The 23,681-nt window shown below is 62.4% G+C and carries 24 protein-coding genes and 1 tRNA gene; 16 read left to right on the top strand and 9 right to left on the bottom strand.

Features of this window, described 5'->3' with window-relative positions:
- Nucleotides 1-245: 245 nt before the first annotated feature.
- The 4 genes from M1D51_RS06830 (at nt 246) to M1D51_RS06845 (ending at nt 7,653) form a co-directional block, all read left to right on the top strand.
- The gene (locus M1D51_RS06830; protein ID WP_172324750.1) at nt 246-1,115 is read left to right on the top strand and encodes an SURF1 family protein; all 870 of its coding nucleotides are present in this window, start codon (nt 246-248) and stop codon (nt 1,113-1,115) included.
- On the top strand, nt 1,112-1,612 hold the full coding sequence (locus M1D51_RS06835; protein ID WP_458109007.1) for a DUF3817 domain-containing protein: 501 nt from the start codon (nt 1,112-1,114) through the stop codon (nt 1,610-1,612). The genes M1D51_RS06830 and M1D51_RS06835 overlap by 4 nt, the downstream gene beginning before the upstream one ends.
- A gap of 130 nt (nt 1,613-1,742) precedes the next feature.
- Nucleotides 1,743-3,332: a glutamine-hydrolyzing GMP synthase gene (gene guaA / locus M1D51_RS06840; RefSeq protein WP_026539875.1), complete on the top strand. Its 1,590-nt coding sequence runs from the start codon at nt 1,743-1,745 to the stop codon at nt 3,330-3,332.
- A 160-nt stretch (nt 3,333-3,492) separates the two neighbouring features.
- Nucleotides 3,493-7,653 (top strand): AAA family ATPase, encoded by a 4,161-nt coding sequence (locus M1D51_RS06845; protein ID WP_458109008.1) that lies wholly within the window; start codon nt 3,493-3,495, stop codon nt 7,651-7,653.
- A gap of 26 nt (nt 7,654-7,679) precedes the next feature.
- On the opposite strand, the gene cpaB is transcribed toward M1D51_RS06845, so the two are convergent.
- The 3 genes from cpaB to M1D51_RS06860 all read right to left on the bottom strand — a co-directional run bounded on the left by cpaB (nt 7,680) and on the right by M1D51_RS06860 (nt 9,630).
- Complete coding sequence (gene cpaB, locus M1D51_RS06850; RefSeq protein ID WP_458109009.1) at nt 7,680-8,480, bottom strand: Flp pilus assembly protein CpaB; 801 nt, start codon at nt 8,478-8,480, stop codon at nt 7,680-7,682.
- Between the two features lie 75 nt (nt 8,481-8,555).
- Nucleotides 8,556-8,828, bottom strand: a complete 273-nt coding sequence (locus tag M1D51_RS06855) for an FmdB family zinc ribbon protein (RefSeq protein ID WP_458109010.1) — start codon at nt 8,826-8,828, stop codon at nt 8,556-8,558.
- Nucleotides 8,829-8,997: 169 nt separating this feature from the next.
- Entirely contained in the window at nt 8,998-9,630 is a 633-nt protein-coding gene (locus M1D51_RS06860) for a 5-formyltetrahydrofolate cyclo-ligase (RefSeq protein ID WP_458109011.1), read from the bottom strand.
- Between the two features lie 97 nt (nt 9,631-9,727).
- On the opposite strand from M1D51_RS06860, the gene galU reads away from it, so the two are divergent.
- From galU to M1D51_RS06915, 11 genes are all read left to right on the top strand, one after another.
- Entirely contained in the window at nt 9,728-10,663 is a 936-nt protein-coding gene (gene galU / locus M1D51_RS06865; protein ID WP_458109012.1) for a UTP--glucose-1-phosphate uridylyltransferase GalU, read from the top strand.
- An 8-nt stretch (nt 10,664-10,671) separates the two neighbouring features.
- A complete protein-coding gene (locus M1D51_RS06870) occupies nt 10,672-11,286 on the top strand; it encodes a GNAT family N-acetyltransferase (protein WP_172325339.1) in 615 nt (204 codons plus the stop codon).
- 145 nt (nt 11,287-11,431) lie between these two features.
- Nucleotides 11,432-12,310, top strand: a complete 879-nt coding sequence (locus M1D51_RS06875; RefSeq protein WP_458109557.1) for a hypothetical protein — start codon at nt 11,432-11,434, stop codon at nt 12,308-12,310.
- A gap of 6 nt (nt 12,311-12,316) precedes the next feature.
- A complete protein-coding gene (locus M1D51_RS06880; protein ID WP_458109013.1) occupies nt 12,317-13,117 on the top strand; it encodes an SDR family oxidoreductase in 801 nt (266 codons plus the stop codon).
- Between the two features lie 37 nt (nt 13,118-13,154).
- A tRNA-Ala gene (locus tag M1D51_RS06885) sits at nt 13,155-13,227 on the top strand.
- A 374-nt stretch (nt 13,228-13,601) separates the two neighbouring features.
- On the top strand, nt 13,602-14,144 hold the full coding sequence (locus M1D51_RS06890; protein WP_458109014.1) for a PadR family transcriptional regulator: 543 nt from the start codon (nt 13,602-13,604) through the stop codon (nt 14,142-14,144).
- A gap of 4 nt (nt 14,145-14,148) precedes the next feature.
- Nucleotides 14,149-15,861: an ABC1 kinase family protein gene (locus M1D51_RS06895; RefSeq protein WP_458109015.1), complete on the top strand. Its 1,713-nt coding sequence runs from the start codon at nt 14,149-14,151 to the stop codon at nt 15,859-15,861.
- Between the two features lie 61 nt (nt 15,862-15,922).
- Entirely contained in the window at nt 15,923-16,447 is a 525-nt protein-coding gene (locus tag M1D51_RS06900) for a universal stress protein (RefSeq protein ID WP_458109016.1), read from the top strand.
- Entirely contained in the window at nt 16,434-16,877 is a 444-nt protein-coding gene (locus tag M1D51_RS06905) for a fluoride efflux transporter FluC (RefSeq protein WP_458109017.1), read from the top strand. Before M1D51_RS06900 ends, M1D51_RS06905 begins: the two co-directional genes overlap by 14 nt.
- Nucleotides 16,874-17,245: a fluoride efflux transporter CrcB gene (gene crcB / locus M1D51_RS06910; RefSeq protein ID WP_458109018.1), complete on the top strand. Its 372-nt coding sequence runs from the start codon at nt 16,874-16,876 to the stop codon at nt 17,243-17,245. Before M1D51_RS06905 ends, crcB begins: the two co-directional genes overlap by 4 nt.
- 54 nt (nt 17,246-17,299) lie before the next feature.
- Nucleotides 17,300-17,830: a ferritin gene (locus M1D51_RS06915; RefSeq protein ID WP_141285964.1), complete on the top strand. Its 531-nt coding sequence runs from the start codon at nt 17,300-17,302 to the stop codon at nt 17,828-17,830.
- Nucleotides 17,831-17,870: 40 nt separating this feature from the next.
- Here the strand turns inward: M1D51_RS06915 and zapE are convergent, their stop codons facing one another.
- From zapE to M1D51_RS06935, 4 genes are read right to left on the bottom strand one after another with little or no spacing between them, the layout of a single operon-like run.
- A complete protein-coding gene (zapE, locus tag M1D51_RS06920; protein ID WP_458109019.1) occupies nt 17,871-19,031 on the bottom strand; it encodes a cell division protein ZapE in 1,161 nt (386 codons plus the stop codon).
- Nucleotides 19,028-20,023: a magnesium/cobalt transporter CorA gene (corA, locus tag M1D51_RS06925; RefSeq protein ID WP_172325453.1), complete on the bottom strand. Its 996-nt coding sequence runs from the start codon at nt 20,021-20,023 to the stop codon at nt 19,028-19,030. Before corA ends, zapE begins: the two co-directional genes overlap by 4 nt.
- A gap of 10 nt (nt 20,024-20,033) precedes the next feature.
- Nucleotides 20,034-20,459 (bottom strand): DUF1761 domain-containing protein, encoded by a 426-nt coding sequence (locus tag M1D51_RS06930; RefSeq protein WP_458109020.1) that lies wholly within the window; start codon nt 20,457-20,459, stop codon nt 20,034-20,036.
- A 19-nt stretch (nt 20,460-20,478) separates the two neighbouring features.
- Complete coding sequence (locus tag M1D51_RS06935) at nt 20,479-20,994, bottom strand: Lrp/AsnC family transcriptional regulator (RefSeq protein WP_458109021.1); 516 nt, start codon at nt 20,992-20,994, stop codon at nt 20,479-20,481.
- A 173-nt stretch (nt 20,995-21,167) separates the two neighbouring features.
- Between M1D51_RS06935 and M1D51_RS06940 the strand changes: the two genes are divergently transcribed.
- A complete protein-coding gene (locus M1D51_RS06940) occupies nt 21,168-22,403 on the top strand; it encodes an MFS transporter (RefSeq protein ID WP_458109022.1) in 1,236 nt (411 codons plus the stop codon).
- Between the two features lie 34 nt (nt 22,404-22,437).
- Here the strand turns inward: M1D51_RS06940 and M1D51_RS06945 are convergent, their stop codons facing one another.
- Together M1D51_RS06945 and M1D51_RS06950 are read right to left on the bottom strand one after the other, a co-directional pair.
- A complete protein-coding gene (locus tag M1D51_RS06945) occupies nt 22,438-22,944 on the bottom strand; it encodes an Lrp/AsnC family transcriptional regulator (protein WP_458109023.1) in 507 nt (168 codons plus the stop codon).
- Nucleotides 22,945-22,998: 54 nt separating this feature from the next.
- Nucleotides 22,999-23,640: a TMEM175 family protein gene (locus M1D51_RS06950; RefSeq protein WP_458109024.1), complete on the bottom strand. Its 642-nt coding sequence runs from the start codon at nt 23,638-23,640 to the stop codon at nt 22,999-23,001.
- Between the last annotated feature and the right edge of the window lie 41 nt (nt 23,641-23,681).

Below are 23,681 nucleotides of genomic sequence, written 5' to 3' on the forward strand. Positions count from 1 at the left end.
CTCCAGGGGCAGGCCCTTTCGTGTCGACTTCGTCGCCACGTAGGGACCCTGCTGCCCCACTCCAGGGGCAGGCCCTTTCGTGTCGACTTCGTCGCCACGCAGGGACCCTGCTGCCCCACTCCAGGGGCAGGCCCTTTCGTGTCGACTTCGTCGCCACGTAGGGACCCTGCTGCCCCACTCTTGGGGCAGCAGCCCCGCCCTTAGCCGGTTCGTTGTTCTACAGCCGGACGAAGTACGGTTAAGGGGTGTTGAAAACCGCGTTGAAACCCCGCTGGATCGCAGGACTGGTCTTTGCGCTTCTGTTATCCGGGGTGTTTGTGCTGCTCAGCCAGTGGCAGCTCAGCCGGTCCGCCCAGCACGAGCCTCCGGCGCCGTCCAGCATTGAAGAAGTCAAACCGCTGGTGGACGTCCTCAAACCCGGCCAGTTCTTCCCCGGATCCGTCTCGGACCAGATGGTCACCGCCACCGGAACCTACGATCCCGCCAAGCAGGTTCTTGTAGAGGGCCGCCTTTACAACAACCAAAAGGGTTTCTGGATCGTCTCGGCCTTTGCCGTCAACAACGCTCCGACTCTGAGCGGTGTTGCTGCCTCTGCCCAAACCTGGATCCCTGTGGCGCGCGGCTGGGTGGCCGATGCCGCCCAAGCCGGCCCTCCGCCGTCGGGCACCATCACGTTGACTGGTCGCCTTATTCCCTCTGAAGCGCCCGTTCCCAACGTCGACGCTGGTCCAGGCCGTGCGTCCGCGGTTTCAGCCGCGGAACTCATCAACAAGTGGGAAGTCTCCAGCTACCCGGGGTTCATCGCTGCGACGTCTGAAGAGTCCGGGGGTGCGGTCCTTCCCCTTGATGATGACGTCAAAGCACTGAACATCCCGCCCCAGCCGCCCGCGGAGCAGGTCAACTGGCTGAACCTCTTCTACGCCGTGGAATGGGTTGTCTTCGCCGGGTTCTCACTCTTCATCTGGTGGCGCCTGGTCAAGGACGACTACCGTCGCGACCTCGAAGAAGACGAAGACTACGACGACGACGTTGAGGACGACGCCTACCCGTCCGCTCCTTCCGGGACCACCACAGAACCTACAAGCCCAGAGCCAGAACAAAAGGTGCAGCAATGATTGAGCCAAAACCGGCCATCCAGCCCGAGCAATCCGGACCCAAGCCCAAGAAGCGGCGGTTTGGCGGAACGGAAGCCCAGATCCGTTCGGCCTTGAAGTTCTACAAAGTCATGGCGTACCTGACCGGTGCCATGCTGCTCCTGCTGTGTGCGGAATTGATCGCCCGCTACGGATTTGGAGTCTCACTCTTCGCCGGCGGCACGAACGCCGTCACGGGCCAGCCTTTCGGCTTCGGTTTCGCGGAATCCGAGCCCAAAGGCGTGATCGGCGGGTTCAACATCTCCACGTCGGTACTGATCGTGCACGGCTGGATGTATGTGGTGTACCTGGTGTCCAACTTCCGGCTGTGGTCGCTCATGCGCTGGCCGTTCTCAAAGATGATCCTGTTGGCTTTGGGCGGCGTCATCCCCTTGCTGTCCTTCATCGTGGAGAAGAAGTTCCACGCGCAGGTCGAAGCCGAGCTTGCCGCCAACCCGCGGGCCTCCAAGCGATACTAGGAGCGCACGGCATCCCATTGCGGGATGTGCGGAGGGGTGCATTGTGAGATGCCTTACGGCAGGGGCTTTTTGGCCCCTGGCCGCCTCCGCCAAGGTGCACCGGGACGGCTCGGCAAAGTAGTCTTGTCTGGTGACTACTCCCACCGCACCCCAAACTTCCCAGAAGCCGGTGCTGGTTGTTGACTACGGTGCCCAGTACGCGCAGCTGATTGCCCGCCGCGTCCGCGAAGCGAATGTGTATTCGGAAATTGTTCCGCATACCTTCACCACCGAGCAGCTTCTGGCCAAGAACCCGGCAGCCATCATCCTTTCCGGAGGGCCCTCCAGCGTGTACGCAGAGGGTGCCCCGTTCGTGGGTGCTGACCTCTTCGAGGCCGGTGTTCCCGTGTTCGGCATCTGCTACGGATTCCAGGCCATGGCCAATGCCCTGGGTGGCAAGGTAGCCCAGACCGGTTTGCGGGAGTACGGTGCCACCGAAGCCCTCCTGGTAGGTGACGCGCGCTCCATCCTCGATGGCGTCCCGGCGTCCCAGAACACCTGGATGAGCCACGGCGACTCTGTCCACGAAGCCCCTGAGGGCTTCGAGGTCCTGGCCACCACGGCCGGAGCTCCGGTAGCTGCCTTCGCCAATGATGAGAAGCGCCTTTACGGTGTGCAGTGGCACCCGGAAGTGAAGCACTCCGTCCTTGGACAGCACGTCCTGGAGAACTTCCTGTTCAAGGGTGCGGGCCTGAGCCCCAACTGGACCACAGGCAACATTCTCGAAGAGCAGGTGGACCGGATCCGCGAGCAGATCGGGGACTCCAAAGTAATCTGTGGCCTCTCCGGTGGCGTGGACTCCGCTGTAGCTGCGGCTTTGGTCCAGCGCGCCGTTGGCGACCAGCTGACCTGTGTCTTCGTTGACCACGGACTCCTGCGTGAAGGCGAAGCCGAGCAAGTTGAGCGCGACTTCGTGGCGGCCACGGGAGTCAACCTCTACGTCGCCAATGAGCAGGAGCGTTTCCAGTCGGCTTTGGCCGGCGTCAGCGATCCCGAAACCAAGCGCAAGATCATTGGCCGCGAATTCATTCGCGCCTTTGAAGAAGCGGAGCGGGCGATTATCGCCCAGGCTGCTGCCGAAGGCGAGAAGATCAAGTTCCTGGTTCAGGGAACCCTGTACCCGGACGTCGTCGAATCAGGCGGCGGCGAAGGTGCTGCGAACATCAAGAGCCACCACAACGTGGGTGGGCTTCCCGAGGACCTGCAGTTCGAGCTCGTTGAGCCACTGCGGGCCTTGTTCAAGGACGAAGTCCGTGCCGTGGGTGCCCAGCTTGGCTTGCCGCAGGAAATCGTGGGCCGCCAGCCCTTCCCGGGCCCCGGCCTGGGAATCCGCATTGTTGGCGAAGTGACCAAAGAACGGTTGGACCTCCTGCGCAAGGCTGACGCCATTGCCCGTGCGGAGCTTACGGCCGCAGGGCTGGATAACGATGTCTGGCAGATGCCGGTAGTCCTTTTGGCCGACGTCCGCAGCGTTGGCGTTCAGGGTGACGGCCGAACTTACGGCCACCCGATCGTGCTGCGTCCGGTGTCCTCCGAGGACGCAATGACGGCTGACTGGTCGCGGTTGCCCTACGACCTCCTGGCCCGCATCTCCAACCGCATTACCAATGAGGTTGATGGTGTGAACCGTGTGGTGCTGGATGTCACCAGCAAGCCACCGGGAACCATCGAGTGGGAATAGCATTCTAAAGTGGCCGGCTTCCTCTGGGAGGCCGGCCACTGTGCTTAACCCTCACGGTGTCTCTGCCAATTCGGCAGGCACCTGTGAAATGACGGCGAATTTCGCGTCTGAACAGCGTTGCGGAGCGGAGTGCCAAGGTATTCCCGCTACCCTCGAAGGTATGCCGGTATGGTCCAAGGCGTCTAAAGCTAGTACAGAAAAGAAGGCAGAAGTTGTGTCATTAGGTCAAGGCCAGGAAGAGGGCTCCGAAGAGCTCCGCAAATGGCTGTCTGGTCTTAAACCCGTCACCGGGGCGGACACGATGCTGCGTTTCGTCAAGACGCCCGAAGGCGCCATCGATCTGAGCAACGCGCACCCGTCGGGGTTGGCGCAGTTGCTGGCAGGTCGCAGAACACGCCTGTCCACACTGATCCGGGACAGGCAGCAGTACCTCGTAGCGGCCCGCGCCGCCCGCAACATCAGGTCAAAGATCTTTGAGCTGAGCAATGACCGCGGCATTGAAGCCGGTTATTTGTCCGCAGGCACCGTTGTGTGGACCTCCGCCGTGGGCGGAAAGCCGCAGCGGGTCTCGGCGCCGGTGATGCTCGCTTCCATCATCCTGACCATTCGGCCGGGCGAAGATGACTTTGAGCTCCAGCTCACCGAGCAGGCGCGCATGAATCCTGCCCTGGTGCGCCACCTCAAATCAGTGCACGGCATCGTCTTTGACGTCAATGCCGTAGCCCGAATGGCCTACAACACTGCCCGGTTCGATCCCCAGCCAGTGCTGGACCGCCTGGCCACACTGGTCCAGCCCATTCATGGGGCCGAGGTTGAGTTCAACTTGCTGGTCACCACCCTGGCTGACCTTTCCGGTAACCTCGATGATCCTTGGATCAACATGAACAACCCCACCGTAGCGGCCCTTGCTGTTGCGGCAAACGGTGGTGATATTGAGCCTGAGCCCATCAAGGCGGGCCGGTTCCCGAGCCTTGACTTGCGTGACCCGGCAGATGAGCTCCTCCTGCTCGATGCCGACACAGACCAGCAGTACGTGGTGGATGCCGTCCGTGCAGGGGATTCCCTGGTTGTCAGCACCCCGCCCGGAAGTGGACAGACCCAGACGGCCATCAACGCGATCGGCGCGCTGGTCAGCGAAGGAAAATCCGTCCTGGTGGTAGGTGACAGGCAGTCCAGCCTGGCGGGACTTTCCGCGCACCTTGAATCGCTGGGCCTTGATTCCATGCTGTTCCGCCCCGGTAACGGGACTACGCCTCAGCAACTCAAGGGCCAGCTGGTTCGCGCGATCATGCGCAATGAAAAAGCCCTTGAACCTCAACTGGGTAACTTGCACCAGACGCTGACCGGACACCGGCACGCCCTGATGGACCACGTAGCCTCGCTGCATAATGTCCGTGATCGCTGGGGTTGCTCGCCGTACCAGGCCATGCAATCCCTTGCAGAACTGACATCCATCCATCCCGCACCTTCCACCACGGTCCGCCTGAAGCGCAGCGTGCTGGACAATATCAAGGACCGGGAGGAACTGGCCGGGCGCCTGCGCCGGGCAGCTGAGCTTGGCAGCTTCAGCCGGGCATCCACCTCCAGTCCCTGGTACGGGGCGCGGTTGGTCACCCGCAAAGAAACCGAGGAAGCCCAGCAGCTCGCCCGCTTGGCGGAGGAGAAGCTCCCCATCCTGCGGGATCGGATGAAGCAGGTGTCCGATCACGCTGAAATCCGGCTGGGGGATACCTTCACCGAATGGGGTGCGCAGCTCGAGCTGCTCATTGCTGTCCGGGAGAGCCTGGACAAGTTCACTCCGGACATTTTCGACCGGCCGGTGCACGACCTCATTTCCGCCACCGCCAGCTCGGCCTGGCGTCGTGAGCGCAACTTGGAGATGCCCTCCATGCAGCGTTCCCGCCTGCGCCGGGTAGCCAAGGAATACGTTCGGCCCGGAGTGCACATTGCCGACCTCCACAGTTCCCTGGTCCTGGTTCAGGAGCAGCGGGCCCTGTGGGCCGGTTACGCCACTACCCAGCGTCACCCGGCAGTGCCGTCGGGACTTGCCGATCTTGGTTCGCTCTACCGGGAACTGGATGGAGAACTGCACCGTCTCGGTGCAGCCCTCAAGCACACCAGGGACGGTGGCTCCCTGCACGGAACCCCCTACTTGGAGCTGATGGAGCGGTTGGAACGGCTCGTTGCCGACACCGCCACGTTGGAGACCCTCCCTGAGCGCACCCTCCTGATTGAAGAAATGCGTGAGCACGGCCTGGGTGAGCTTCTATCCGACCTCGCTGCCCGGGAAGTTCCCGCCGCCTCCGTGGCCGCTGAATTGGATCTGGCGTGGTGGCAGTCCGCTTTGGAAGCCATGATCAGCGGTGACGACTACCTGGCCATGTCCGACGGCGATTCGCTGCGCCGCCTTGAAGCTGAATACAGGCTTGCAGATCAGGCGCACATCGCCAGTGGCGCAGCCCGTCTCCGCTGGCAGTTGGCGCAGAAGTGGCGCCAGGGGCTGCTTGACCACCCCAGGCAGGCGGAATTGCTGCGCGCCCTCCTGAAGGATGGCAGGGTCACCTTGCCCGCCCTGAGTGCCCAAGCGCCGGATCTTGTCCCGCTGTTGGTGCCCGTGTGGTCGGTCAGCCCTTATCTCCTGACGGGAGTTCTCCCGGCCGAGCAAAAGTTCGACGCCGTGGTGGTGATAGACGCCGAGTCCACCTCCCTGCAGGCCGTCCTTCCTGCCATCGCGCGGGCGAAGCAGGTGGTGGCCTTCGGCGACGCGAAGATCGCCCATGCACGTACCTTCAGCGTTGCCGTGGAGCCGCCGGTAGCCGGTGTCGCCAGCCACGAAAATGTCGACAGCGCCTTCAAAGCACTGGCAAGGGTCCTTCCCACGTGGCAACTGAACTGGGTCTACCGGGCAGTGGACGAGGACCTGATCCTTCAGCTGAGCAAAAATTACTACGACGGCGGCCTGCGCCGCTTGCCTGACGGCAACTCGGTCACGGGCTTGGACCGTTCCATCCTGGTGGAGTACATTCCCGATGGCACCGGGCTTCCCGGCGCGGACCATGAGGGCGTTGAATCCGTGACCGCCGAGGTCAACCGCGTCGTTGACCTGGTGTTCGAACACGCCAGGCTCCGGCCCCGCACCTCTTTGGCTGTAGTGACGGCCAGCCTTCGCCACGCCGCCCGCATCGGCGAGGCCATCAGGCTTCAACTGCCCAACCACCCTTTGCTGTCCACCTTCTTCGGAGCCGGCCCGGAGTCCTTCCGTGTAGTGGATTTGGAGCGCGCGCAGGGCTTGGTGCGTGACCACGTGATTTTCTCGCTCGGCTACGGTCGCACGCCGCATGGCCGCGCACTGCACACGTTCGGTCCGCTGTCCGCTGAGGGTGGCCGGAACCGGTTCGCTTTGGCCATGACCCGAGCGAGGCGTTCCATGCATGTCCTGAGCTGCTTCCGTCCCGAGGACCTTGACCTTGATCGGCTGGCTCACGGCGCGGTGGACTTCTACGAACTGCTGGACCGGGAACTCTCCGGAAACAGCAATCTGGGTACGCCCGCGTCCCGTGCTGTTGCCAGTGAACAGGCCCTCGGTGAGGATCCCTTGGTTGCTGATCTCGGAGAACGCCTGCGGGCACGCGGAGCCCGTGTCTGGCATCTCTATGATGGCGTGCTGGATATTGCTGCTGCCGCTGATCCCGTTCACACGATTGGCCGGGAGGGAGCAGAAATTCCCACCCCGGTTGCCATTGAGTCAGATGGCACCGAGCGTTACCGCCGGATGAGTGTCCGGGAGCGCAGCAGGCTGCGGCCTCAACTGCTGGAGCGCATGGGATGGCGTTACATGTCCCTGTGGACCATTGAGGTCTTCACCGATCCTTCGTCGTGCGCTGATCGCATCGGTTCCTACCTGGGGCTGGAGAATCATATTCCGCGGTCCTCGTCGCAACATGGCTTCCTTGACATGGACGTTGAACAATTGAGTGTGGATAAGGGGCAGCCAACGTTTGCTCCGAGTCCGGTGCAAAAGACATCCGCCCGGCTCGATGAAGCTACAGGTGGCGCAGACAGCGAAACAGAAACCGGGAAAGAAGTACCACTGATGGAACAAACAACCTCTCCGGAAGACGGGACAGAGGCGGAATCTGCAGCGTCCGGCGACGATACCGCTGAAGAGGCTTCCGACGCCCAGGCCGCTACAGTCAAACCCGGCGTCAGTGGCATTCTTCCCACGAAGGCCGCCGAAGACGACCCCCGGCGCTGGGGCGATGAGTCCGGTTACGATCATGAGCAGTGGCTGAAGGAACAAAAGCCGCCGCACTGGGGCTGACCGAAGGCCAGCGCCGGAACCGCCCGTCATGGGCTGACCAAAACAAAGAAAAGCTTGCCTTGCGTTGACGCGCCGGCAAGCTTTTCTGCTTGTTGTGGATCCGCGGCAACCACCACTAATCCTTCGGTATCGCTGGTGCCCAGCCATTCGCCCCCTTTTCCTCCATGGGCTGAGGTCCAGAGAACAGGGACGGGACCGGCGAGTACCTGGGTTTGCCTCGACTCGTCATAGGATCCAGCTGCGGTGAGGACCACAGTGACCAACTGGCCGGGGGAGAGGAGCTGGATGGAGGACGGATCGGCCATTCGCACGGGTACGGCGGCCGTACCCACGGGTGATCCGGTGAGAAGCCCAGGCCCCAGGAGGCTGGACTCCGTGGGGATCTGCCCCCGGCTTAGAGCTGCAGCCAGTTGGCGTCCGACGAGGGCTCCAGCGTCTGAGGGCACTCCGGAAATGGCGAGGTCCGGGGGCACTTCCACCCTCGCGAAGTCCGCTTCTGTCAGAGTGGTTCCCGTTGGAAGGTCACGCGCGGCCACCAGGACGGTGACCCGCTGCTCAGATACCGGGGTCAGTTGCTGGACGGCAATGCCGGCGGCCAAGCACAGCAGGAGGGCAACGGTGAGCCGGCGGTTCCGGGCAATCCACGAGCCAATCCTTCGCCTTCCGCGCTGGGGGGACGAACGATTCAGAGACCGGGGGAACGTTGAAGCACCAGAGCGGAGAGATGCCCGCCCGGTAGCGGCGGAGGTAGCCGGGCGTCGGGGACCATTAGTGGACGCTGAACGCCGGGCACGGGCAAGGAGGGCGCTTCGAGACTGTTGTGGCATGCCGCCACGTTAGCCAGCCGATCGGCACCTCAAACAGCGGCCCGGAGGGCTATGTGGAAAACCGCGCCGCAGGAGTCAGCTGGCTGCAGCCGCCGGCGCCGGGGCGGCAGCAGGAGCAGTCGACGCGGAGGCAGGTGCAGCCGGCGCAGCTGAAACAGTACTGCCCTTGGCATCGCGGGAATCAGTCCGGTAGAAACCCGAGCCCTTGAAGACGACGCCGACGCTGTTGAACTTCTTGCGAAGGGCGCCCTTGCATTCGGGGCACTCCGTCAGGGAGCTGTCAGAGAAGGACTGGACGATGTCAAAGGCATGGTCACAGTCTTTGCAGGCGTATGCGTATGTGGGCACTGAGTTCCTCCTTCAGGACAAAGGTCAGGTCCTGTGCGGCGATGGTGAAGATTTCTCTTCCCATTAGCAGTCGCAGGGCCTGAGTGCCAATTCTATCATCCGTCCACCGCGCATGCGCCAGCGCATGTGCCGGACCTCACGGGCATCCAATGCGGCCGCGCTGTACGCCTCAGGCTTTACCCGCCGGGCCGTCGGGATCTGCCGGGTCGTGGAGCCGGATTACGCCGGAGGGAGTCAGCACTTCCTCAACGGGGCGGTCAAATGGTTCGGCGGCAATCGAACCCGAAGGCAACAGGTCGTCGTCGTAAATTACCGCAATGGTGGGTGGCCGCCCGCCGGAAGCGTCGAGTCCTTGGAGGAGCCGATCGTAATAACCGCCGCCTTGGCCGATCCGGTTGCCGTCCCTGTCCACTGCTGTGGCAGGCATGAAGATTCCGGCAGCCCCGGCCACCACTTGGCTTTCAAGCCGTTCGCCCTCCGGTTCGTCGATAGGAGCATAGGACGAGCGCACAAAAACTGTTGACGGGGTCCAGTAGACCCAGCTCAACTGCCTGCCGGGCTCGCAAACGGGAAGGAGGACCCTGTGCCCGGCCTCATGCAGTGCCTGGATAAGCGGCATGGTGGGGGGTTCAAAGGCGACGCCGAGGTAGACGGCAAAAGTGGCCTCCGTGGAGGAGGAGGCTGCAGCCGCCCACGCCGTTCCATGCTGCGCGATCGACCTGCCGGCGGCTGCGATCTGCTCGGGGGAAAGGGTCCGCCTTTGGAGGCGATGGCTGCTGCGGAGGTCTTCCTTTGATGCCATGGGTGTCCGATCGTGAGGTTCGCCTGATGCAAGTGCGGCAACAAAGCTGCCATCCGGTCGGCAGAAATGTTGTCCCGGCGCGGCGAGGGTTTAGCCGATGATGTATTCCTTCCGTTACATTAGTCCGGTGACTCTCGATAACAATGCTGTCCGTAAGGCCGTCATCCCCGCAGCGGGTCTTGGTACCCGGTTCCTGCCTGCAACAAAGGCGATGCCGAAGGAAATGCTGCCCGTGGTTGACAAGCCAGCCATCCAGTACGTCGTCGAAGAAGCGGTCAAAGTTGGCCTGCACGACGTCCTGATGATCACCGGGCGCAGCAAACGCGCCCTGGAAGATCATTTCGACCGCGTGCCGGCGCTGGAAGCGACGCTGGCCGAGAAGGGCGATACCGCCAAGCTTGAGGCCATCCAATCCGCCACCAACCTCGGTGACATCCACTACGTCCGCCAAGGTGATCCCAACGGCCTGGGCCACGCGGTGCTTCGTGCAAAGCAGCACGTTGGCCACGAGCCTTTCGCCGTACTCCTCGGTGATGACCTGATTGATGCTCGCGATAACCTCCTGAGCGACATGATCGCCGTCCAGCAGAAGACCGGCGGTTCCGTGGTTGCCCTGATCGAGGTGGAACCCTCCAAGATCAGCGCCTACGGCTGCGCCGACGTCGAAGAGATCGGCGAGGACGGCTACGTCCGTATCAAGCAGCTCGTGGAAAAGCCTTCTCCGGAAGAGGCCCCGTCCAATCTCGCCGTGATCGGGCGCTACGTGCTGCACCCGGCCGTGTTCGATGTCCTTGAAAAGACCGAACCGGGCCGTGGTGGCGAGATCCAGCTGACCGATGCCCTGGAGGTTCTGGCGGCAGGCGAAGGCGAAGGCTACGGCGTGTACGGCGTTGTATTCCGCGGCCGCCGCTACGACACCGGCGACAAACTCAGCTACCTCAAGGCCTGCATTGAGCTTGCCTGCGAACGTGAAGACCTCGGTCCTGAACTTCGTGAGTGGCTGCCGGCCTTCACTGCCGCGCTCCCCAAGTAAACAAACGCATGGTGCACGGCTCTGCGATCTGGCCGGTGACGCTGGAAAGCGGAGACCTGCTTCTTCGCCCTATCCGATACCGCGATAAGCGGGAGTGGTCTGAAGTCCGTTCGCGGAACAGTGAATGGCTCGCTCCCTGGGAGGCGTCCAACCCGGCTCCGGGTGGGCGCCTGCCCAGCTATCGGCAGATGGTGGCCTCCCTGAACTATCAGGCGCGCCAGTCCACAGCATTGCCTTTCCTCATCGTTGAGAGGACCCCGGGATACCGGGAGCCGCTCATCGTGGGACAGCTGACTGTTTCTTCCATCATTTGGGGATCGGCGATGATGGCCACGCTGGGTTACTGGGTGGATAAGGAGCGGGCAGGACACGGTATTGCTCCCACGGCGGTTGCCATGGCTACCGATCATTGTTTCAAGGTGTTGGGCCTGCACCGCATGGAGATCAATATCAGACCGGAGAACACTCCCAGCCTTAGGGTGGTGGAGAAGCTCGGATTCCGGGATGAGGGGTATCGGGAACGGTACCTGCATATCAATGGCGAATGGGCTGACCACCGATCCTTTGCCCTGACCGCGGATGAAGTTCCTGAAGGTCTGCTCCGCCGGTGGCTTAGACAATAAACGGGCAGGTCACGGGGCATTTTGGCCGTATATCCAGTCATTTGCGGACTCGCCGACGACACACCGGCCGCAATGCCGCCGCCCCCGGTGATTTGCTTCTACGGTTTTGAATGTGGACTTCCCTCTCAGCAGCTCAGTGATACTCGTGGTCACTGTTGCGCTGTGGATGGTCTGGGTGGCGCCTTATGTTCTCCGGAACAGGCGGCAACAAGTCCAAACGGCCACTGTTTCAGCAGAGCCAATCGACGAACCAGACGAACCGCAGGCAGGGGTGGTACTGACTTTGGCACCTCAGCAGGAGAAACCGATGGAGACCATGCACAGCAAAGCACCGGCGTCGCCCCAGGATTCCCGCGTGGCCGAGCCGTCGCTGCGGAAAGCGCCCACCACTCCCTTCACCATCCGCTACGCCCGGCTCACGTTGGCCTTGGCGGGCTTGGCCTTGCTGGTGACGGCGATCGTTTCAGGCATACTCCTGGTCTTTGGCGCCGCGTCATTCTGGTTGCCGCTGGTGTCCTTGATTGGTGCCGTGCTTGCCGTCGTAACGCTGCGGAAGCTCGCTCTCAGGGATCTTCGCGAACGCCGGGCACGCCGTGCGGCCCAGGCGGCGCCCATCCCGACGCCTGCCCGCTACTTGCCCAAGGAGCCGGCCGTGGAAGCGAAGGAAACCTCGGTTTTCGACGCCGAAGCCACCAGTCGTGAAGCTGCACGCTTGTCCGCTCTTGAGCTTCGCCAGGCTGCGCTGGCTGTCGCCGTTGCCGCCGGGGACACCTCGGCGCAGGCAACCGAGGCCAGGGGCTCCAGCTGGGAGCCTGTGGCAGTTCCCAAGCCCACGTATGTTGAAGCCGCCAAGGCCCCGAGGCCCGCTCCTGAACCCTTGGATCTCCCGGAGGCTCCCAAGCCGGTGGGTAAGCCCGTCCTGAAGCAAGGTGCTGAACAAGCGGAGGTAACTGCCGCGTCGTCTGCCAAGGGACAGAGTGCGCTCAGTAACCTGGACGACGTCCTGCAGCGCCGCCGCGCGTAGTCACCCATGGCCAGCATCTGCGTCGCGGGCGGTACAGGCCAGGTGGGGCGCGAAGTTGCCCGTAGGGCAGTAGCTGAGGGGCATAAGGTGACCTCTTTATCCCGACGTGTGCCCCCTCTTGGCTCAGAAAAGCGTCACGACGACGTCACTTACGTTGCGGGAGACGTCACCACCGGAGAAGGCCTGGCGACCGCCTTGGCAGGTGCCGACGTCGTCATTGACTGCCTTGAAGGTCAGTTCGGCAAGGCGCAGCGAAAATTCGCCGACGGCGGTGCCCGGCTACTTGCCTTGGCTCACCGAGCGGGGGTCGGCAGGGCGGTGGCGTTGTCCATCATCAACTGCGATCTGAGCACGTACCCGTATTACGTCTCGAAAGCCCGTAAAGAGCGCAGGTACTCCGAGTCGCCGCTGGAGACCGTGGTGGTCCGGGCAACTCAATTCCACGGCCTGGTGGCGATGATTTTCGCCTCCGGTTCCAAGGTGCGTCTTATTCCCGTGTTCAAGGGCGCGAGCTTCCAGACAATCTCGCCCGTGGACGTTGCCAAGGCCTTGCTCGACGCTGCCCTGGAAGAACCCGCCGCTGAGCGTCACCGCCTGCGCACGGTGGTGGGCCCGCAAGTGCTCACCATGCGGCAGATGGCCGTGTCCTGGAAGGCTGTTACCGGTGCCCGGGGCAGGATCGTGGAGGTTCCCCTGCCAGGAGGCATGGGTGATTTCCTGAGGGCTGGCAACAACCTGATCCCCGGGCAGAACGATGGCGTGGAGACGTTCGTGTCCTGGTTGGAAAAGCGTCGGGAAAGTTTGTAGCCTAGGGACACCGGCCGGACGGTTATTGACTGGTCCAGGGGCTATAGCTCAGTTGGTAGAGCGCTTCGTTCGCATCGAAGAGGTCAGGAGTTCGAATCTCCTTAGCTCCACATTTGGCGCCGCTGCCACCACACGGCAAGTAGCGGCCCCCTCTTACACAGGTGAAAGACGAGTACCAATTACTCGTGTGCCCGAACCAGGGATCGTCTTTACTGAACCCAGCGGATCCCATGCAACGGCCAATGATCCCCCTCGTTCGCCGGAGCTGCCCCAAGGTTCCGCAGCGAGGGCCGGACGGCATCGCCCAGAAGTGCTGTCCGGCCCTGCGCCTAAACAACATCATTCGCGGGTTCCTCCTGTGCCCCTTGTGCGCCGGCTCCAACGGCGATGCCCATGCGTTGCCGTTTTCGTTGTTTCGCAGCCTCAATGGGGTATATCGTTAACTATCGTTTAGTATCGTTCGCGACTGACTGAGGTGAGCTTGATGCACAATTCATTCCCTGCAAACGGATTTATGGGCAACAACCTGGACGGCATGTGGCAGGCCGTGGAGGAGTTCCGCTCCCGGTTCGAAAAGCGTTCCGGCACCCGCGCGGGCAGGGGCGAACTGCGAACGGCGATTCTTGCCCTGCTCGCGGAGCGTCCCATGCACGGCTACCAGATCATCCATGAAATCGAGGAGCGCAGCGGCGGCAGCTGGAAGCCAAGCGCGGGCTCGGTCTATCCCACCCTGCAACTGTTGGCAGACGAGGGTTTCGTCAGCGCAGAGGAATCCAGCGGACGCAAAATCTACTCGCTGACCGAAGCAGGCCGGGAAGATGTGGCGGGTTCAGAGACCTCCGCCCCTTGGGACTCCCTGGGAACCCAGTCCAGCCCGGGCTTCGCCGCACTGCCCAAGGCAGGTGTGGACCTGGCGCAAGCCGCAGCGCAGGTTGGCCGTACTGGGACACCAAAGCAAGTGCAGGAGGCTGTGACGGTGCTGGAGGAGGCTCGCCGCCGCCTGTACTCGATCCTCGCCCAGGACTGACGGGGTGACGTCGGTTCGGCGCGAACGGGCTGGTTCCAGCAGGGGAGTCGGGGACCCCCGTGCCCGCTATCGTCGAATCCTTCGATTCGCCGCTTGGCACTTGGCGGTGACTTGGTGGTTTGAGCTTTTCCTGCCCAGGGTGGGCCTGCGGGGGCTGACGGAACGGAGCCGACCCACCAGAATGCGGCGTTTCGCCCGGCGTTTTCACGGCCTCGCGGTGGAGCTTGGCGGGCTGATGATCAAAGTTGGCCAATTCATGTCCTCCAGGCTTGATGTGCTCCCACCGGAAATCACGGCGGAGTTGGAGGGGCTGCAGGACGAAGTTCCGCCTGTGCCGTTTCCAGCCATACGGGCCTTGGCGGAAGCCGAACTCGGCGCGCCCTTGGAATCGGTGTTTGCCTCGGTGGAAGAGACGCCCATAGCGGCAGCTTCACTGGGGCAGGCACACCGGGCCAAGCTGCTCGCCGGCAATGCGGAGGACACCGGGCTGAGCAGCGTGGTGTTCAAGGTGCAGCGGCCTGGCATAGCCGGGATTGTGGACGTCGACCTAGCTGCTTTACGCAAAGTGGGAGGCTGGCTTAGCCGTATCCGCCTTGTCTCACGTCGTGCAGATGTGCCCGCCCTGATCAAGGAATTCGCACAGACCAGCCTCGAGGAAATCGACTACCTGAATGAAGCTGCCAACTCGGAGCGCTTTGCGGCTGACTTTGCCGAGGACGCCCGGGTGACTGTCCCGGCGGTGGTTTGGGAACGAACCACCCGCCGCGTGCTGACCCTTGAAGATGTCACTGCCATCAAAATCACGGACGCGGAGTCGCTTCGGATGGCCGGGATAGACCCGGCCGAGGTTGCGCCGGTGTTTGCCTCGGTGATGTTTGATCAGTTGTTCACCAATGGTTTCTTCCACGCGGATCCGCATCCCGGCAATATTTTTGTGACACCATCCCAGGATCCCACCGGTGAACATCCGTGGAAGCTGACGTTTATTGATTTCGGCATGATGGGAGAGGTTCCCCTCACCACACGCAGCGGTCTGAGGAAGCTCCTGATCGCAGCCGCGTCAAGGGACGGCAGGGGGTTGGTGACCGCCATTAGTGATGTGGGAGTGCTGATGCAGTCGGCCGATACCGCTGAGCTTGAGCGGGCTATGACACAGCTTTTCGCCCGTTTTGGCGGAATGGGTTTCGCCGAGCTTCGCGATGTTGACCCACGGGAGTTCCGTGAATTCGGTACCGAGTTCGGCAGCGTGATTCGGTCACTGCCCTTCCAGCTGCCGGAGAACTTCCTGCTGATCGTCCGGGCCATGTCCTTGACGTCCGGGGTGTGCAGCTCCCTGGATGCGCGCTTCAACCTGTGGGACTCGGTGGAGCCGTACGCGGCGCAGCTCCTGCGGGATGAGCGTGGCAACCTGATCAACGATGTCGCGTCCCAGACCGTCGAAGCCGCCGCCATCGCCCTGCGCCTGCCCAAGCGGCTGGACGGGCTGGTGACGCGGGTCGAAGAAGGTTCCCTTCAAGTGGGCAACCGGCGCTTGGAGCAGCAAATGGCACGGCTGCTCCTGACGGCACGGCGGGCAGTCGCGGCGTTGATTTTCGGCGCACTCCTGATCGCCGGAGCTGTCCTGCGAGCCGGTGATCCTGGACTGGGCAATGTGCTGATGATCGGCTCCGTGATCCCCTTGGTATTTGGCCTGTGGTCAGGCCGCCGCCAGCTTTGAGGCTCCGGCATGCTGCCTTCACCTCAGTAGCTCCGCCGCATCTGCGCCGTAGACTTTCCCTGTGACAGAGACTCCCGCTCCGCGTTCCGAGGCCGTTACCCATGCGGCCGGCCCCATCCTGGCAGGCGTCATGCCGGGACAGCATCCGGTGGTTCTCCACCACGCGGCAGCCGTGGCTGCCGGTGCCGGACTACCCCTGGTGTGCGCGTATGCGGACGTCACTATGTATCCGGTGGACGGCACTACTGGAGGTCCGGCTGCGCCTATCGACCCGGACGCCATGGAAGAGGACCTTCATCGGATTCCGGAATCACTGATGCAAACCCTCCGTGACCAGTTGGATGGCAAGGGCGTGGAATGGTCCCTGGTCCATCTGGCGGGTGAGCCTGCCCGGGCCTTGGCCCGTGAAGCGGAGGACATAGGTGCCTCCATGATCGTGGTGGGCACCCGGGAGCATAAGCTGACGGCCGCATTGAAGGAACTGACGGCAGGATCGGTGGCCCGCCACCTTTTCCACCGCCAGGGCCGGCCGGTGCTTGTTGTTCCCGTCAACCCCCGGGTCCCCACCGGCGATGACGACGATTAAGGAACATAACCCCCTCCATCTCCAGGGAAAATTCATCGCCTTGGTTGCGGCAGGCGGAGTGTTCGGAGCCCTGGCCAGGTATGGGCTGGGGCTGGCCATTCCTGCACCCGGAGCGTGGCCGCTTCCCACCTTGGTGATCAATCTCTCGGGCGCCCTCGCGTTAGGCGCATTGTTGGAGGGCCTTTCACGCAGAGGACCCGACGTCGGCAATCGCCGGGTCCTGCGGCTCGCCTTGGGCACTGGCTTCCTGGGCGCCTACACCACCTACAGCACCTTTGCCCTGGACGCGGTACACCTCTTCAGCGCTGGGGCGGCTACCGCCGCCGCGGGATACCTGGCAGCGAGTTTGCTGGGTGGGGCAGCCGCCACCACGGCAGGAATCTGGTTAGGAGCGTGGCACCACAGGCGCGCAAGGGGGCATCGAACGTGACCGTCATCCTTCTTGCCCTGGCCGGTGGTGTGGGCGCAGCGGCGCGGTTCGTCGTCGATGGACTTGTCCGGTCACGCCTCAAGACTGCCTTCCCTTGGGGGACTGTGGCCATCAATGTTTCGGGCTCGCTGCTGTTGGGCTTTTTGGCGGGACTCCTCATGCGCGGCCAGGCGTCGGAGTCGCTTCTCCTGATCCTAGGCACCGGATTTTTGGGCGGCTACACCACTTTCAGCACCGCCAGCCTGGAGACGATACGGCTGGTGCAAAGTGGTCGTACAACCTTGGCTGTCATCAACGGGCTGGGGACCATGGCAGTGAGCGTCATGGCCGCCGCCGCGGGCGTGTGGGTCAGCTTGATGCTGCCCTGAGGAGTGGTGAACCTCACCACCGAAAGTGTCATTGTCCGCCTGTAGGATCGAGCCATGGCTAAGAAGACTTTCAATGAGCTGTTGTCCGCCCAGGTTGCCAATGAGTTTGCAGCCTCCCAGCAATACATCGCAGTAGCCGTGTATTTTGACGGCGAAGACTTGCCGCAGCTGGCCCGTCACTTCTATCGCCAGTCCCTGGAAGAGCGCAACCACGCCATGATGATGGTCCAGTACATGCTGGACCGCAACGTGCACGTGGAAATCCCGGGCATTGCCCCGGTGCGCAACAACTTCACCAACGCCAAGGAGCCCATTGCGCTCGCCTTGGAACAGGAAAAGGAAGTCACCCGCAACATTGAGGAGATGTTCCGTGTTGCCCGTGCAGAGGGTGATGCCCTGGGTGAGCAGTTCATGCTGTGGTTCCTCAAGGAGCAGGTTGAGGAAGTTGCTTCCATGACCACGCTGCTGAACATCACCGAACGCGCCGAGAACCTTTTCGACATCGAGAACTATGTTGCCCGCGAAACCGTCGGCGATGGCGGAAACGATACCAGTGCCCCCTCCGCCGCCGGAGGCGTCATCTAACTCCCACCTCGGGAGAATACTCCAAGGGGCCGCTGGATGCTTAGCTTCCGGCGGCCTCTTCGTTTTCCCGCGCATCGTCGGGTTGGGAGCGGTTCAGCAGGGATAAGCGGCTGGCAATGCGGGCGAGGTCCACTGGCAAAACACGTGAATCAGCACCGGATGCCTCGATGTCCCAGTCCAAGGGTCCCTCGCCGATCAAAAACAGCGTGATGTCCTGATCGTGCAGAACGTCCACCACGTTGCCGAACCGTTGCCAGGCAGGAGCCAACGTCGAATCGCTGTCTGCCGGTGAAGGGACGTCGTCGATCACCCACGTTTTATAGGTTTCCGCCAACACCAGGAAGTCCGATGTCGAGGTCAGCCCGGCGCACAGCTCCGCAAAGCCGATCCACAGGAGGTCTGGATCTGAATTCCTCACCACAAGGGGTTGGGTGGTGGGGCTCAGCACGCGGCTCTGAGCTGGTGTGGGCCTGAAGAGGCCCAGGCGCCCCAGTTGCCTGGGCGTGCCGGGGGAGATGATGTGGCCTGAGCGGAAGGCGTCCGGCCCGGCGGCCGGGACGGTTCCTTCAGCCGGGAAGCGCCGGAAATCCGAGGCCCCGCTGATCTCCACGATGTCCATCATCTCTTTGATGGCCTCGATGGTGGGCAGGAAATGGTCGTGCCACAGGGGATTGGGCAGTAGGTTCTCCGGAGCGTAGTTCGAGGTCACTACCAGGGGGATGCGGCGTTGCGCAGCTGACCGCAACAACCGGGCGATGAACATTCCGTCGCCAACATCCTGGACGTGGAATTCATCGAAGAACAGCACCTCGATCCCGTCAAGGAGCGCATCAACGGATTGCTGGATCGCTGTTCCATTGCCGGCCTCAAAGCCGCGCGTTCCAGCGTGCAGCATGCGGAAGAAGTCGTGGAAGTGGACACGCCGTTTCCGCGCATCCAGCCTTCCGTAGAAGCTGTCCATCAGCCAGGTCTTGCCGCGGCCCACCGGTCCGTGGAAGTAGAGGCTGCGCGGCACCTTACGGGATAGGGCCCGACGACGGCCCGTCAGTTGGGCGCCGAAGGCCGCCAGCCGCGCTGCTGCCTGCCGCTGACTGGGCTCAAGCACGAAACCTGCCCGTCCGGCGTCGTGCTCCATGCCCTCAAGCAAGGTGCGCACGGTGTCCCGGGTCGAACCCGGAACTGGCCTCAACAGAGGCGTCACAGCCAGCCTTTGCGCTTGAAAATGACGTACATGAGCAAAGCGGCGCCAAACATGAGGCCCACCGCCAGGGGATAGCCGAAGTCCCAATGCAGCTCAGGCATATGGTCGAAGTTCATTCCATACACACCTGCCACAAAGGACGGTGCAAAGAGAATGGCGGCCCAGGAGGAGATCTTCTTGACTTGCTCGTTCTGCGCGGCGCTCGCTTCGTTCTGGCGGTTGGCCGTAAGTGTGCCATCGAGCGTGAGCGCGTTCTGGAGGAGGTCCCGGAACGAGTTGGCCCGGGAGATTACCCGCTGGACGTGGTCCTCGACGTCGCGAAGGGAACGCTGGAGTTCAATGTCCACACCGTACTTTTCGAAGCCCTTTTCCAGGAGCACCATCATGTCCGGCAGGGGATGGATGGCGCGCTGGAACTGGATGACCTCGCGGGCCAGCTCATAAATACGACGTGAAACGGCGCTGTCACCGCTGAAGAGTTGGTCTTCGATCTCATCGATGTCGTTCTCCAGGCCTGCAACCACCGGAGCGTAATCGTCCACCACCTGGTCCAGGAGGGCGTAGAGCACCGCCTCCGGGCCGTGGCGCAGGAGGTCCGGACGCTCCTCAAGCCGCTTGCGCACCCGGGCCACGCCACCGGTTTCGGCATGCCGGATGGTCACCACAAAGTTCGGTCCCGTGAAGACGTGGAGCTCGCCGAATTCCACCGTTTCGGTGTCGTCCAGGTACCGGGCGGGTCGGAGGACCGTGAACAAGTTGTGGTCGTAGCGCTCAAGCTTTGGCCGCTGGTGTGCCGAAACGGCGTCCTCCACAGCGAGTTCGTGAAGTCCGAACTCTTCGGCGACGGCTGCCATTTCTTCTTTGGTGGGGCGGTACAAGCCGATCCAGGCCATGCCGCCATGTTCCGCGAGGGTCTCAAACGTCTGCTCGAGGCTATGCGGGGTGGCTGTGCGTACGCCGTCTACATATACGGCGTTATCGATGATGGTCACTGGTTGAACGCTACTGCATGGCTCCGATGATGGCGCCGGCAAGGGTCATGGCCACAATGTCGTGGCCCGAGTCGATCAGGGTCACTGCAAACGGACGTCCCGCGAAGCCGTTGTGGATGACGTGGCCGCCGGCACGGAAAACCACGGCAATGAGCAGTGCCAGGAAGCCGCCGCCCAGGAAGGTGTTGAGATCCAGGGCGCTGATGAGGACAGCGAGGAGAAGGCTGGTCACGGCAGCTGCAACCATCATGGGAACCCAGATACCGGCGCCACCCTCAATGTTCTTGAGGTCGTCTTCGGTTTTGCCGATTGCCTGCATCCACCTGCGGCCAAGGACTGCCGGCATGTACCAGACGAAGCCGATCACCATGCTTGAAACGAAGGCCAGAAGTACGGCGAGCCAGTTGATCTGCGAGATGTGAGAGAGCCAATCCATGCCTAAAAGCCTAGTGCGTTCAGGACTCCGCCCCGGCGCTGCGGCCCTCGTGCCGGGACCGTGTTGGTGTTGCCGCCATCCTCCCGATAAGTGGCTCGGTGCGGTACGGGATATGGGTGTGCAGGGCAAGGACCGTCTCGGTCCTGATGACTCCCTTGGTGCGGAGTACCGAGCGCAGCGCTGACTGCAGGTTATGGGTATCCGTTGCCACTACCCGGCACCACAGATCGCCGCGGCCGGAGATTTCATGGACCTCCAGCACCTGGGGGATGAGGCGCAGGGCGCCAATCACTCCGTCGAGTTCCCGGTGGGTGACTTCAATGGTGACGAACGCGACGACGTCGTAGCCCACCTTTTCGAGGTCCACTTCCCGGCCCGCGGCTTGCAGTACGCCGGAGCGGAGAAGGCGCTTGACCCTGCTCTGGGCCGTGTTGCGGGCTATGCCCAGTTCGTCGCTGAGTTCGGCGATCTGGATACGGGGATCCTTGATCAGTTCCAAGAGGATCTTCAAGTCCATGGGGTCAAGGGTGTTCAAATGGTCACTCCAGCTCACTTGGGCAGTACTACTTTGAGTATTTTGCTCAATCTTCGCATCCTTATATCTCTCAAAGCTCATCAGTATTGCATTCTATTGCCATCAATACTTAGCCGGACTGTGATTCCCACAAGGAATACCACCATCCGGCCACCGAGTCCGAAGGCATGGAAATGACTGTCTTGAGCGAACTCCGCATGCGTCCGGCCACCGCCGAACGCTCGGGATGGGATGCCTCCACCACGGCCAGGCTGGTCCTGGCCGGGGTTGTTATCTTTACACTCCTGGTTGGCGCCAACCTCGCCACACCGTTGTACCCCTTGCTGCAGGCCCGGATTGGCATGTCTTCGCTGGGAGTAACGGTTGCCTTCTCAAGCTACGTCCTGGCGTTGGTAGCGGTCCTTATGGTGGCAGGCCACTGGTCCGATCACATTGGGCGGAGGGCATCATTGGTGCTCGCCGTCCTCGTCGGTTTGGTGGGAGGGGTCATTTTTGCCAATGCTGACAGTCTCCTCACGTTGTCCCTCGGCCGGGCGCTCCAAGGCGTGGCCGTTGGACTTGCCACGGGAGCCAGTTCGGCTGCATTGCGCGAACTGCTTCCCCAGCGGCCTGATTGGGCGTCCCGCTTCACCCTGCTTTCCTCAGCTGGAGGCGTGGCCGCTGGTCCTGCAATCGGCGGCCTCCTGTCACTTTTGCCGGACCCCACACGGACTCCGTACTATGTGCACTCGGCGGTGCTGCTGGCTGCCCTCGTTCCCCTCTGGCTGGTGAAAGCCAGGCCCGCTATCGCCCCGGCAGAAGGGCCAAGGCCGCTGAAGGTCCTTGCTCCACGGAAGCCTTCGATTTCCCATGACGCCCGCGGAGCATTCTGGATGGCTGCGGCCACAGGGTTCCTGAGCTTTGCTGTGTTCGGCTTCTGCCTTTCCCTGGCGCCCGGTTATTTCGCCAGCGTGGTCCACGCCGATTCCAGGCCCTTGATAGGCCTTCTTGCCGGTGTGACTTTGGGCGCTTCCGCCTTGAGCCAGTTGCTGGGTGCCCGCGGACGCTTTGTTGTTCCTGTGGCACTGACCGTGCTGGGCGTCTCGGTGGTTTTGGTGGGAGCCGCGGCAGCATGGTCCAGTCCTTGGCTTCTGGTGGCTGCCAGCATCGGTGCAGGCGTGGGCCAGGGCCTTGCCTTCCGCCAGGTCTTCAATGAGGTTGCCGGAAAAGTGGAGGCTGCCCGCCACGCACAGGTCATCAGCACCGTCTACGTCATCACGTATTTGGGCAGTGCCGTTCCGGTGATTGGGCTGGGAATCGCTGTCTCGGCGATCGGCCTGCAGGCCGCCGTCGCAGGTTTCACCGTTCTGTGCGGCGTAGCTGCCCTGGCGCTGGCGATCGTGTCCCTTCGAAGCGTTTTGCGGTCCTGAGGTACCCGTTGCTTCCTGACCTGCGGTGGGGGTATTACTCCGGCAGCGGTCCGCGGTTACCCGGAATGTGCTGGAAGACCATGGTGGTTTCCGTGTGGCCCACCACGGGATCCGTGGCCAGGTTGTCCAAAAGCCAGTTGCGGAGATCGTCCGTGTTGGCGACGGCGATGTGCAGCAGATAGTCCACGGAACCGGTGGTGTGGAACGTGGAGATGACCGCCGGAAGCTTGGGAACCCGCGCAGTGAAGCGATCAATCTGGTCGCGATCGTGGGCGCGGAGGCGGACAGCAATCAGGGCCTGTACCGAACGCCCAATGGCAGGCAGGCTCAAAACGGCTTCAAAACCCTCAATGATCCCGCGTTCGGACAGCGCCCTTGTGCGCATGAGGGCAGTGGATGGTGCGATCCCCACCAGCTCAGCCAGTTGCTTGTTGGAGATCCGGGCGTCATCAACCAACGCTGCGAGGATTCGTTCATCGATCGCGTCCAGCGGCTCAGCGTTGCCCGTGCTTGACCGAACATTCTTCGTGGGGTTGCTCACGGATCCTCCTGAAATTGCCTTGCATTCATCCTAAGCGGTGAAATGTTCAGGTGACTATCGTCGAGCAGGGGCTCGTCGGGCGCGCCGCCGATCCAGTCGTTGGAGGGGTTCGCTGAGCAGCATCAGCATCAGCGGCCAATTTCCGGCACCGGGAATGGCTAGGGACAGGAGAAGCGAGACGAGGAAGAGGCCGGAAACGATGCCGCTCGCTCGAATTCCTGCCAGGGCATCGGTCTCGTCCATGGTGTGGAGGTAGGGGTGGGACCGCAAATAGACGCGGGCCAAAAGAAGCAGGAGGCTGGTGGCGAACAGGGTTCCAATGTAGACAAGCGGCTGCGCCCAGTCGGACTGCAGCTGTGTGGACAATGAGGTAGCCACCGGCATCACCACGATGGTGAACATCCAGGCCACCGTCAACCACAACAAGCCCGGGTCAACATGCTTGACGCTCCGGAAAAGTTTATGGTGGTGTGCCCAGAAAACCGCGATAAGGGCAAAGCTCAGGACGAAGCCGAGCAGGGCATACTGTTCCTCCGCCAACCACTCAGCAGTTGTGCCATGGTGGTCGGAAAGTTCGCCCACGCTCTCCATGAGGGGCAGGATCAGCAGCGTCAAAGCAATCGCCACCACGGCATCCGTAAACGCTTGCAACCGCTCCGGCGACGACAACTCCCGGCTTTTGGAGACCTGTGTCATGCCTCCGATTGTAGGGGCAGCGATGCCGAATTCAGCGGCGC

Source organism: Arthrobacter sp. R3-55, from assembly GCF_054161505.1.